Annotated in this window: 11 protein-coding genes; 6 read left to right on the top strand and 5 right to left on the bottom strand. The window is 68.6% G+C overall.

Annotated elements, in window-relative coordinates:
- Positions 1-9 precede the first annotated feature (9 nt).
- On the bottom strand, positions 10-813 hold the full coding sequence (locus tag AC07O4_RS26540; protein WP_062472711.1) for an exodeoxyribonuclease III: 804 nt from the start codon (positions 811-813) through the stop codon (positions 10-12).
- Positions 814-825: 12 nt separating this feature from the next.
- On the opposite strand from AC07O4_RS26540, the gene pyrE reads away from it, so the two are divergent.
- Entirely contained in the window at positions 826-1506 is a 681-nt protein-coding gene (gene pyrE / locus AC07O4_RS26545; protein ID WP_495306090.1) for an orotate phosphoribosyltransferase, read from the top strand.
- 12 nt (positions 1507-1518) lie between these two features.
- Entirely contained in the window at positions 1519-2211 is a 693-nt protein-coding gene (locus tag AC07O4_RS26550) for a DUF4124 domain-containing protein (protein WP_495262076.1), read from the top strand.
- Between the two features lie 46 nt (positions 2212-2257).
- Here AC07O4_RS26550 and gatB read toward each other — a convergent pair whose 3' ends face one another.
- The 3 genes from gatB to gatC are packed head-to-tail and all read right to left on the bottom strand — an operon-like array spanning position 2258 to position 5539.
- Positions 2258-3748, bottom strand: a complete 1491-nt coding sequence (gene gatB / locus AC07O4_RS26555; RefSeq protein WP_307696485.1) for an Asp-tRNA(Asn)/Glu-tRNA(Gln) amidotransferase subunit GatB — start codon at positions 3746-3748, stop codon at positions 2258-2260.
- A 1-nt stretch (position 3749) separates the two neighbouring features.
- On the bottom strand, positions 3750-5240 hold the full coding sequence (gatA, locus tag AC07O4_RS26560) for an Asp-tRNA(Asn)/Glu-tRNA(Gln) amidotransferase subunit GatA (protein ID WP_495306091.1): 1491 nt from the start codon (positions 5238-5240) through the stop codon (positions 3750-3752).
- Positions 5240-5539: an Asp-tRNA(Asn)/Glu-tRNA(Gln) amidotransferase subunit GatC gene (gatC, locus tag AC07O4_RS26565; RefSeq protein ID WP_056583926.1), complete on the bottom strand. Its 300-nt coding sequence runs from the start codon at positions 5537-5539 to the stop codon at positions 5240-5242. Before gatC ends, gatA begins: the two co-directional genes overlap by 1 nt.
- A gap of 216 nt (positions 5540-5755) precedes the next feature.
- On the opposite strand from gatC, the gene AC07O4_RS26570 reads away from it, so the two are divergent.
- The 4 genes from AC07O4_RS26570 (at position 5756) to mrdA (ending at position 10511) form a co-directional block, all read left to right on the top strand.
- Positions 5756-6799: a rod shape-determining protein gene (locus AC07O4_RS26570; protein ID WP_056583929.1), complete on the top strand. Its 1044-nt coding sequence runs from the start codon at positions 5756-5758 to the stop codon at positions 6797-6799.
- Positions 6800-6885: 86 nt separating this feature from the next.
- The gene (gene mreC, locus AC07O4_RS26575) at positions 6886-7848 is read left to right on the top strand and encodes a rod shape-determining protein MreC (RefSeq protein ID WP_062472719.1); all 963 of its coding nucleotides are present in this window, start codon (positions 6886-6888) and stop codon (positions 7846-7848) included.
- Positions 7845-8366: a rod shape-determining protein MreD gene (gene mreD / locus AC07O4_RS26580; RefSeq protein WP_062472721.1), complete on the top strand. Its 522-nt coding sequence runs from the start codon at positions 7845-7847 to the stop codon at positions 8364-8366. The genes mreC and mreD overlap by 4 nt, the downstream gene beginning before the upstream one ends.
- A 147-nt stretch (positions 8367-8513) precedes the next feature.
- Complete coding sequence (gene mrdA, locus AC07O4_RS26585; RefSeq protein WP_495306092.1) at positions 8514-10511, top strand: penicillin-binding protein 2; 1998 nt, start codon at positions 8514-8516, stop codon at positions 10509-10511.
- 40 nt (positions 10512-10551) lie between these two features.
- Here the strand turns inward: mrdA and fahA are convergent, their stop codons facing one another.
- Positions 10552-11817 (bottom strand): fumarylacetoacetase, encoded by a 1266-nt coding sequence (gene fahA / locus AC07O4_RS26590; RefSeq protein WP_495273243.1) that lies wholly within the window; start codon positions 11815-11817, stop codon positions 10552-10554.
- Between the last annotated feature and the right edge of the window lie 16 nt (positions 11818-11833).

Here is an 11833-nt window from a genome sequence, read left to right on the forward strand (position 1 = left end):
GCGGGCGACTTACAGCGTGAAGTCGTACTCCACCGTGATCGGCGCGTGGTCGCTGAACTTGACCGTCTTGTAGATCGCCTCGGTGCGCGCCAGCGCGCCCATCGCCGGCGTGGCCAGGTGGTAGTCCAGCCGCCACCCCACGTTGTTCGCGTAGGCCTGGCCGCGGTTGCTCCACCAGGTGTAGGCGTCGCCCGTGGTGTCGGGCTTGAGGCGGCGGTACACGTCCACCAGGCCGGCGCCTTCGGTGCCGGCGTCGAGCAGGCGCGTCATCCAGGCGCGTTCCTCGGGCAGGAAGCCGCTGTTCTTCTGGTTGCCGCGCCAGTTCTTCAGGTCGATTTCCTGGTGCGCGATGTTGATGTCGCCGCACAGGATGAACTCGCGCTCCTTCTTCAGTGCCAGCAGGTGCGGGAAGAAGCCCTTCAGGAAGCGGAACTTGGCGGCCTGGCGCTCCTCGCCCGAGCTGCCGCTCGGGAAGTAGCAGCTGATCACCGAGAACTTGCGCTTGGGCGTGTCGAAGCGCAGCTCGAGGTAGCGGCCTTCGGCGTCGAATTCGGGATCACCCCAGCCCACCACCACGGCGCTGGGCGCATGCTTCGTGTAGATGGCGGTGCCCGCGTAGCCTTTTTTCTCGGCAAAGTGGAAGTGGCCCTGCAGGCCGGCCATCTGCTCGAAGCGGCCCTCGACATCGCTGGCCTGGACGCGGATCTCCTGCATGCAAATACAATCCGGCGCGAGTTCGGCCACCCAGTCGGCGACGCCCTTGGTGGCCGCCGAGCGCAGGCCATTGAGATTGAGACTGGTCAGTTTGAACACAAGGAATTTCCAATGGCTGTAGACGGTCAGACAAGCAGCGCGGTGGCACAGGACTTCGTCCAGTTCGCGCTCGACGCCGGCGTGCTTCGCTTCGGCGAATTCAAGACCAAGGCCGGTCGCATGAGCCCGTATTTCTTCAATTCGGGCCTCTTCGACGACGGCGCCAAGATCGCGCGGCTCGCCGGATTTTATGCAGACCGCCTGGTCGAAAGCGGCCTCGAGTTCGACATGATCTTCGGCCCCGCCTACAAGGGCATCCCGCTGGGCGCCACCGTGGCCGCCGAGCTGGCCCGCCGCGGGCGCAACTACCCCTTCGCCTACAACCGCAAGGAAGCCAAGGCACACGGCGAAGGCGGCAACTTGGTGGGCGCGCCGCTGAAGGGCCGCGTGCTCATCGTCGACGACGTGATGTCGGCCGGCACCGCGGTGCGCGAATCGATCGCCGCGATCCAGGCCGCGGGCGCCACGCCGCATGCCGTGGCCATCGCCCTGGACCGGCAGGAAAAAGCCACCGAGAACGGCGTCGACGTGGACCACAGCGCCGTGCAGTACGTGCGCAACCAGCTCGGCCTCGCGGTGGTGCCCATCGCCACGCTGGACGACCTGCTGAGCTACCTCTCGGGCCATGCCGCCGCCGACCTCGGCGCGCACCGCGAGCGCGTGCTGGCCTACCGCATGCGCTACGGCGCCTGAGACGCAGCGCCGATGCGACGCCCCGCGCGCGAACCCTCTTCTGCCGCCGCCGTGGCGTCGCTGTGGCTGGGCCTGGCGGCCCTGTCGTCGTGCGCAACGGCGCTGGCCCAGCCCGCCAGGACGGACGGGCCCGGTGTCGGCATCTACACCTGCGTCGACGCGCGCGGGCGCACGCTCACGGCCGACCGGCCGATCGCCGAGTGCAGCGACCGCGAGCAGCGCGAACTGGGCCCGAGCGGCACGGTGCGCCGCAAGCTGGAGCCGACCTACACGGCGCGCGAGCAGCAGGAGCGCGAGGACCGCGCGCGCGAAGCCGCCATCCAGGCCGCACGGCTCATCGACGAGCGCCGCCGCGAGCGCGCGCTGCTGGTGCGCTACCCCAACGCCACCACGCACGACCGCGAGCGCGTCGAGGCCCTGTCGCAGATCGATGCGGTGATCCAGGCCGCGAAGAAGCGCCTCGTCGAGCTCGCTGACGACCGCAAGAAGATCGACGAAGAGCTCGAGTTCTACAAGCAGGACACGAGCAAGGCGCCCGGCGCGGTGCGCCGCAGGATCGAGGACAACACGCAGAGCGTGGCCGTGCAGAACCGCTTCATCACGGAGCAGGAAGACGAGAAGAAGCGCGTGAATGCGCGCTTCGACGAAGAGCGCGGGCGCCTGAAGACGCTCTGGTCGCCGCAGAACGGCGGCAACCCGCGCTGAACGAGCCCGCCGGGGCCTGGCGCAAGGCCCCGGGGCTCGTTCGTGATCAGCCCAGCTTGGCTTTCAGCAGCTCGGTGACCTGCGCCGGATTGGCCTTGCCCCCGCTGGCCTTCATGACCTGGCCCACGAGGCCGTTGAGCGCCTTCTCTTTACCGCCGCGGTATTCCTCGACGTTCTTCGCGTTCTTGGCAATCACCTCGTCGAGGATCTTGTCGAGCGCGCCGGCGTCGTTCATCGGCTTGAGGTCCTTGGCTTCGATGATCGCGTCGACATCACTGCCTTCGCCACTCCACAGCGCTTCGAACACCTGACGCGCCGCGTTGTTCGGCAGCGTGCCGTCGGCGATGCGCGTCACCAGCTGCGCGAGCTGCGCGGCCTTCACGGGCGCGGCCTCGATGCCGATTTCAGCGGCGTTCAGGCGGCGTGCCATCTCGCCGGTGATCCAGTTGCTGGCCAGCTTGGGCGCCGCGCCGGCGTTCACTGCGTCGTCGAAGTAGCGGGCCAGCGCCGCGCCTTGCGTGAGCTGCGCGGCGTCGTATTCCGACAGGCCGTGGTCGCGCACATAGCGCTCGGCCGTGGCACGCGGCAGCTCGGGCATGGTGGCGCGCACGCGCTCGATCCACTCGGCGGCCACCACGAGGGGCGGCAGATCGGGATCGGGGAAGTAGCGGTAGTCGGCCGCGTCTTCCTTGGTGCGCATGGTGCGCGTCTCGCCGGTGGCGGGGTCGAACAGCACGGTCGCCTGCTCGATGGCGCGGCCTTCTTCGAGCTCGTCGATCTGCGAGTTGATCTCGTAGTCGATCGCCTGCTGCATGAACTTGAAGCTGTTCAGGTTCTTGATCTCGCGGCGCGTGCCGAGCTTGTCGCCGGGCTTGCGCACCGACACGTTGGCGTCGCAGCGGAAGCTCCCTTCCTGCATGTTGCCGTCGCAGATGCCGATCCACGTGACGATCTTGTGCAGCTCCTTCGCATAGGCCACGGCCTCGGCGGTGGAGCGCATGTCGGGCTCGGTCACGATCTCCAGCAGCGGCGTGCCGGCGCGGTTCAGGTCGATGCCGCTCTGGCCGATGAAGTCTTCGTGCAGCGACTTGCCCGCGTCTTCCTCGAGGTGGGCGCGCACCAGGCGCACGGTCTTCTTCTCTTCGCCGAGGAAGAACGACACCGCGCCGCCTTGCACCACCGGGATCTCGAACTGGCTGATCTGGTAGCCCTTGGGCAGGTCGGGGTAGAAGTAGTTCTTGCGCGCGAACACGCTGCGCGGCGCGATGTGCGAGCCCAGCGCCAGGCCCAGCTTGATGGCGCGTTCGACCGCGCCCTTGTTCATCACGGGCAGCGTGCCGGGCAGTGCCAGGTCGACCGCGCAGGCCTGCGTGTTGGGCTCGGCGCCGAAGGCGGTGGAGGCGCGGCTGAAGATCTTGCTCGCGGTCGACAGCTGGGCGTGCGTCTCGAAGCCGATGATGACTTCATAGCCGCGCACCAGCGGGCCGGTCGGGCGGCCTTGTTGTTGTGCTTCGAATGTGTTCACGGTCTCGCTCATGTCAGAAGCCCTCCGGCGTGCGCGTGTGCCAGTCGGTGGCTTGCTGGAAGCGGTGCGCTGCATTGAGCAGCTTCGCTTCGCCGAAGTAGTTGCCGATCAGCTGCAGGCCCACGGGCATGCCGCCGTCGAAGCCCGCGGGCACGCTCATGCCGGGCAGGCCGGCCAGCGAGGCGGGCAGCGTGAAGATGTCGGCCAGGTAGTCGGCCACGGGGTCGTCGCCGTGTTCGCCGATCTTCCAGGCGGTGGTCGGCGCGGCGGGGCCGGCGATCACGTCGCATTGCGTCAGCGCCTGCTGGAAGTCGTCCGCGATCATGCGGCGCACCTTCTGCGCCTGCAGGTAGTAGGCGTCGTAGTAGCCGTGCGAGAGCACGTAGGTGCCGATCATGATGCGGCGCTTCACTTCGTCGCCGAAGCCTTCGGCGCGCGTGCGTTCGTACATCTCGGCCAGGTCCTTGTACTGCTTGGCGCGGTGGCCGAACTTGACGCCGTCGAATCGGCTCAGGTTGCTCGAGGCTTCGGCCGCGGCCAGGATGTAGTACACGGGAATCGACAGCTCGGTGCGCGGCAGCGAGACTTCGACGCGCTTGGCGCCGAGCTTCTCGTACTGCGCGAGCGCCGCGTCGATGGCGGCGCGCACGCCGGGCGCCACGCCGTCGCCGAAGAACTCCTTGGGCACGCCGATGCGCAGGCCGTCGAGCGAATCGTTCAGCGAGCGGCCGAAGTCTTCGGCGGGCTTGTCGAGCGAGGTCGAATCGCGGTCGAGGTCGGGGCCGCAGAAGGCCGACAGCAGCAGCGCGCAGTCTTCGGCCGAGCGGGCCATCGGGCCGGCCTGGTCGAGGCTCGATGCGAAGGCCACCATGCCGTAGCGCGAGGCGCGCCCGTAGGTCGGCTTGATGCCGGTGATGCCGCAGAACGAAGCGGGCTGGCGGATCGAGCCGCCGGTGTCGGTGCCGGTGGCGGCCGGTGCGAGGCGCGCGGCCACGGCCGCGGCGCTGGCGCCCGACGAGCCGCCCGGAATGCGTTCGAGGTTCCAGGGGTTGCGCACCGGCACGGCTTGGTCGTGGCCCACGGCGGGCACGGCGACGTTCTCGTTGGCCGAGCCCATCGCGAACTCGTCGCAGCTGAGCTTGCCCAGCGTGACCGCGCCGGCTTCGGCCAGGCGGCGCACCACGGTCGCGTCAAAGGGCGAGCGGTAGCCCGCGAGCATCTTCGAGCCGGCGGTGGTGGCGAAATCGGTGGTGACGAAGATGTCCTTGTGCGCAATGGGCACGCCGGCCAGCGCGGGCGCGTTGCCGGTGGCGATGAGCGCGTCGGCCGCGCGGGCCTGGGCCAGCGTGACTTCTTCGTTGACGTCGACAAAGGTGCCGAGCGATTCGTGGGCCTTCATGCGGCCCAAGAAGGCCTGCGAGGCTTCGACGGCCGAAACCTTGCGCTCGGCCAGGGCCTTGGCCAGGGCGACCACGCCCATCTGGTGCAGTTGCTCGCCGCTCATTATTCGATCACCTTGGGCACGAGGAACAGGCCGGCTTCGACGGCCGGGGCGCTCTTCTGGTTGGCTTCGCGGTTGTTCGGCTCGCTCACGACGTCGTCGCGCAGGCGCAGCGTCACGTCCTCGAGCGCGGCCACCGGGTGCGCCAGCGGCTCGACGCCGGTGGTGTCGACCGCGCGCATGCGTTCGACCAGATCGAAGAAGCCGTTGATTTGAGTGAGCATGCGCTCGCTTTCATCTGGGGCAAGCTGCAGCCGCGCCAGGGAGGCGATGCGTGCAATATCGGAAGCGGAAAGAGACATAGATGGCTGACGGGTCGAAAAAACCGGAGGCAATCGCACGCCGAAGAGGGTGCCGACACGGGATTCAGAGGGGATTCGGTTATTATCCCGCCTTTGCCGCAACCCCCGCGAACGCGCCGGCTTTTGCGCCAAAAACGATCAATTCACCCCGTCAAACGACCCAAAAATAGAGCGACGACCTGCCGATGCGCAGGCCGTGCTCAGAGGATTCCGCACATGTTTGGAGCTTTCCGTCGGTACTTCTCCACCGACCTGGCGATCGACCTCGGCACCGCCAACACCCTGATCTTCGCCCGCAACAAGGGCATCGTGCTGGACGAGCCCTCCGTGGTCGCGATCCGCCACGAAGGCGGTCCCCATGGCAAGAAGGTGATCCAGGCCGTCGGCCGCGAAGCCAAGGCCATGCTGGGCAAGGTGCCCGGCAACATCGAGGCCATCCGCCCAATGAAGGACGGCGTCATTGCCGACTTCGTGATCACCGAGCAGATGATCAAGCAGTTCATCAAGATGGTGCACCCGCGCACGCTGCTCACGCCGAGCCCGCGCATCATCATCTGCGTGCCCTGCGGCTCGACCCAGGTCGAGCGCCGCGCCATCAAGGACGCGGCCGAAGCCGCCGGCGCCACCGCCGTCTACCTCATCGAAGAACCCATGGCCGCGGCCATCGGCGCCGGCCTGCCCGTCAGCGAAGCCTCGGGCTCGATGGTGGTGGACATCGGCGGCGGCACCACCGAAGTGGGCGTGATCTCGCTGGGCGGCATGGTCTACAAGGGTTCGGTCCGTGTGGGCGGTGACCGCTTCGACGAAGCCATCATCAACTACATCCGCCGCAACTACGGCATGCTGATCGGCGAACCGACGGCCGAAGTCATCAAGAAGAACATCGGCTCGGCCTTCCCGGGCTCCGAAGTCAAGGAAATGGAAGTCAAGGGCCGCAACCTCTCCGAAGGCGTGCCGCGCAGCTTCACCATCAGCAGCAACGAAGTGCTGGAAGCCCTGACCGATCCGCTCAACAACATCGTCTCGGCCGTGAAGAACGCGCTGGAACAGACGCCTCCCGAACTGGGCGCCGACATCGCCGAGCGCGGCATGATGCTCACCGGCGGCGGCGCGCTGCTGCGCGACCTCGACCGCCTGCTCGCCGAGGAAACCGGCCTGCCGGTGCTCGTGGCCGAAGATCCGCTGACCTGCGTGGTGCGCGGTTGCGGCATCGCCCTGGAGCGCATGGACCGTCTGGGCAGCATCTTCACGAGCGAGTAAAAGGCGAAAGCCATCATCGGCCGGCCTCTGCTTGCGCAGGCCGGCTTTTTGTTATTTGATGCCGCACCACCGCCGGGTCTGACTACATGCCTCTGGGCACGCTCGATCGCACAGCGCCACCCCTGTTCAACCAGGGGCAATCGGCACTCAGCAAGCTGATCTTCTTCGGCGCGCTCTCGCTCTTCCTCATGGTCGCCGACGCCCGCTTTCACCTCGTGAAGCCGATCCGCTCGGCCATCGGCGCGGTGCTCTACCCGGTGCAGATGGCGGCGCTCAAGCCGGTCATGCTGGTGATGGGCGGCAGCCGCTACTTCGAAGAGCTGCAGACCGCGCAGCGCAACGAAGACGAGGCCCGCAAGGCGCTGATGCTGCAGGCCGAGACCGCCAGCCGCGCCGACACGCTGGCACAGGACAACGCCCGCCTGCGCGAGCTGCTCGAGCTGCGCCAGACCACCACCACGCCGGGCCGCCCGGCCGAGGTGCTGTACGACGCGGCCGACCCCTACACGCGCAAGATCGTCATCGACCAGGGCCTCGCCCAAGGCGTGGCCGCCGGCTCGCCGGTGATCGACGCGCGCGGCGTGCTGGGCCAGGTGACGCAGGTGCTGCCCTTCACGAGCGAGGTCACGCTGGTGATCGACCGCGACCTGGCCATTCCCGTGCAGAACACCCGCACCGGCGTGCGCAGCGTGGCCTTCGGCGACGCCTCGGCGCACGGCGGCGGCATGGAGCTGCGCTTCATGGCGGCCAACGCCGACCTGCAGGAGGGCGACCTGCTGTCCACCAGCGGCGTCGACGGCATCTACCCGGCCGGCCTGCCGGTGGCGAAGATCGAACGCATCGAGCGCCGCGCCGACTCGGCCTTCGCGCGCATCTACTGCGTGCCGCTGGCCCGCGTGACCGCGGCGCGCTACGTGCTGGTGCTCGAGCCCTCCGGCGCGCCGGTGGCGCCGCCGCACGTCGAGGCCGCCTCCACCCAGCGCAAGCGCCCCGAAGGCAAGCCGGGCGCCGGCAAGAACGAGAAGAAACCGTCGGGAGCCACGCGATGATCAAGCGCCCCGGCCAGCAGCAGCTGTTGCTGCCCGTCAGCCCCGTCTTCATGTGGACCAGCCTGCTCGTGGCGCTGCTGGTCAACATGATCCCCATCGGCCGCGCCGCCTGGATGCCCGACCTGCTGGCGCTGGTGATCGTGTTCTGGGGCGTGCACCAGCCCGCGCGCGTGGGCATTGGCGCGGCCTTCATGTTCGGCCTGCTCATGGACGTGCACCAGTCGTCGATGCTGGGCCAGCATGCGCTGTCCTACACCACGCTGGGCTTCTTCGCGATCATGATCCACCGGCGCCTGCTGTGGTACCCGGTGCTCTCGCAGGCGCTGCAGGTGCTGCCGCTGTTTGCGCTGTCGCAGTTCATCGAGGTGATCACGCGCATGATCGGCGGCGGCGTGTTCCCGGGCTGGGGCGTGCTGGTCTCGCCGGCCCTCGAGGCGGCGCTGTGGCCGCTGGCCACCGCGCTGCTGCTGGCGCCCCAGCGCCGCACGCCCGAACCCGACGAGAACCGCCCCCTCTAGTCATGGTGCCCCCCGGCTTTTCACTTCGCTTCGCTGCGTGTAACTCCACCCCCCGAGGGGGAGGCGCGGCCCGCCTTGGGGCGGCCCGGCGGCGGCCGCCCGTCGCATTTGCCATCGCACCTGCGCACGCCTAAGCTTCCTGACGCCATGACCGAAATCCGCAACGTTGCCGCCGACCTGGCGCGCTTCAAGCGCCGCGTGATCGTCATCGGCCTGGCGGTGCTGTTCGCCTTCAGCCTGCTGGGCTCGCGGCTGGTCTACCTGCAGGTCGTGCGCCATGCCGACCTGGCCGAGCAGGCCGAGAGCAACCGCACGGCCGTGGTGCCGGTGGTGCCGAACCGGGGGCTCATCCTCGACCGCAACGGCATCGTGCTGGCCTCCAACTACTCGGCCTACACGCTGGAGATCACGCCCTCGAAGGTCGGTGACGTCGAGGAGACCATCAACAGCCTGACCAGCGTGCTCGAGGTGTCGCCGCGCGACCGCCGCCGCTTCAAGCGCCTGCGCGAAGACTCGCGCAGCTTCGACTCCATTCCGATCCGCACCCGCCTGAGCGACGAAGAGGTCGCGCGCTTCGCGGCACAGCGCTACCGCTTCCCGGGCGTGGAGATCAAGGCGCGCCTGTTCCGCAACTACCCGCAGGGCGAGCTGGCCTCGCACGTGCTGGGCTACATCGGCCGCATCAACCAGCGCGAGAAGACCGCGATGGAAGACTGGGACGAGGAAGACCAGGCCAACTACAAAGGCACCGACTACATCGGCAAGCTGGGCATCGAGCAGAGCTACGAGAAGATGCTGCACGGCCAGACCGGCGTCGAGCAGATGGAAACCTCGGCCGGTGGGCGCGCCGTGCGCCGGCTCGCCAGCCACCCGGCCACGCCGGGCAACACCGTCATGCTGTCGCTGGACATCAAGCTGCAGAAGCTGGTGGAAGACATGTACGGCGACCGGCGCGGTGCGCTCGTGGCCATCGACCCCAAGACCGGCGAGGTGCTGGCCTTCGTGAGCAAGCCCACCTTCGATCCCAACCTGTTCGTCGAAGGCATCGACACCGAGAGCTGGCAGGCGCTCACCGAATCGATCGACAAGCCGCTGCTCAACCGCGCGCTGCGCGGCACCTACCCGCCGGGCTCCACCTACAAGCCCTTCATGGCGCTGGCGGCGCTGCAGACCGGCAAGCGTGCCGCGAGCGTGGTGGTGAACGACCCCGGCTACTTCAACTTCGGCGGCCACCGCTTCGGCAGCCCCGAGGGCTACCTGGGCGGCGTCGACATGCGCCGCTCGATCCAGGTGTCGAGCAACATCTACTACTACTCGCTGGCCAACGAGATGGGCGTGGACCTGATCCACGACTTCATGAAGCCGATGGGCTTCGGCCAGATCACCGGCATCGACCTGGGTGGCGAGGTGCGCGGCGTGCTGCCCAGCACCGAGTGGAAGCGCAACGCCTACAAGCGGCCCGAGCAGAAGAAGTGGTACGCGGGCGAGACCATCTCGCTGGGCATCGGCCAGGGCTACAACGCCTTCACCATGCTGCAGCTGGCGCAGGCCACGGCCATCGTGGCCGACGGCGGCATGAAGCACCGGCCGCACCTGGCGCTGGCGATGCGCAACACGGTCAGCGGGCAGGTCGTGCCGCTGCCGCAGCCGCCGGCCGAGAACCTGGGCTACACGGCGGCCAACGTGGCGGTGATCCGCGAGGGCCTGACCAGCGTGGTCACCAGCGGCACCGCGCGCGGCGTGTTCGCGGGCGCGGGCTACCAGGCGGCCGGCAAGACCGGCACGGCGCAGGCCGTGACGCAGGCCAAGAACACCAAGTACAACGCGCGCGCGCTCGAAGAACACCAGCGCGACCATGCGCTGTTCATGGCCTACGCTCCGGCCAACAACCCGAAGATCGCGCTCGCGGTCATCGTCGAGAACGCCGGATGGGGCGCGGGTGCCGCGGCGCCGCTGGCGCGCCGCGTGTTCGACTACTGGCTCATGGACCAGTACCCGAGCGAGGCCGACATGGCTGCCGTGCGCATCGGCCGCGCGGGCGCGCCGATGGGCAAGCCGCGCGTGGCCAGCGAGGTGGCCTGGCCCGCGGCGGCCGCGGTGCCGGCACCGGTGGGCGCGGCATCGTCGGCAGCGCCGACGCCCTGAAAGATGCGCCCCTCGGGGCGCACTGTCGCTCAGACCAGGGTCAGACCACCGTCCCGGCGACTTCACCCAGGCCGATGCGCACCGCGCCTTCGCGCTCGCACCAGCCGCGCATCACCAGCGTGTCGCCGTCTTCCAGGAAGGTGCGCTTCTCGCCGTTCGGCAGCGTGACCGGCTGCTTGCCGCCCAGCGTGAGTTCCATCAGCGAGCCGGCCTGGTCGGGCTGCGGGCCCGACAGCGTGCCCGAACCCAGCAGGTCGCCAGGCTGCAGGTTGCAGCCGTTCACCGTGTGGTGCGTGATGAGCTGCGCGGCGGTCCAGTAGGCGGCCTCGGTGGTGTTGCCCAGCGTGAGGCGCACGGGCGCCACGCCGTCGGCGCGCATCTTCGCGGTCTGCAGCAGCACTTCGAGCGTGATGTCGAGCGCGCCGCTGTCGCGGTTCGAGGGCGCATCGAGGTAGGGCAGCGGTTGCGGGTCTTCGGCGGGGCGCTCGAACTTGGCGCGGAACGGTGCCAGCGCTTCGGTCGTCACGATCCAGGGCGACAGCGTGCTGGCGAAGTTCTTCGCCAGGAACGGGCCGAGCGGCTGGTACTCCCAGGCCTGCAGGTCGCGCGCCGACCAGTCGTTGAGCAGGGTCACGCCGAACAGGTGGTCTTCGGCGTCGGCGATGGCGATGGGCTCGCCCAACGCATTGCCGCGGCCCACGAGGAAACCCAGCTCCAGTTCGTAGTCCAGCCGCTTCGAGGGGCCGAAGCTCGGCGCCACTGCGTCGGGTGCCTTGGTCTGGCCTTGCGGGCGCTTGAAGACCTGGCCGCTCACGCCGATCGACGAGGCGCGGCCGTGGTAGCCGATGGGCACCCACTTGTAGTTGGGCATCAGCGGCTGGTCGGGGCGGAACAGCTTGCCGATGGTGGTGGCGTGGTGGATGCCCGTGTAAAAGTCGGTGTAGTCGCCGATGCGGCAGGGCACGGTCATCTCGGCCTGGGCTTGCGCGAGCAACGCCTTCGACCATGCAGCCTGCTGGCCGCTGCCTTCGGCGAGGCCCGCGGAGATCGCGGCGCGCAGCGCCTGGCGGTCTTTCACCGAGGCGTTCATCAGCACGTTCATGTCGTCGGTGTCGATGAGGCCGGTGGCGCGCAGGTCGAGGATCTGGTCGCCGATGGCCACGCCGATGCGGAAGGCCTCGCTGCTGCCGGCGGCGCGGAAGCGGCCGAAGGGCAGGTTCTGGATCGGGAAGTCGGTGCCGGCCACGTTGGCGGCGGCGACCCAGCTGCGCAGCTTCGGGTCGTGGGTGGCGTTGAGTGCGGTCATGGAGGTCTTTCGGTTC

Source organism: Variovorax sp. GW821-FHT09D04 (genome assembly GCF_059416405.1).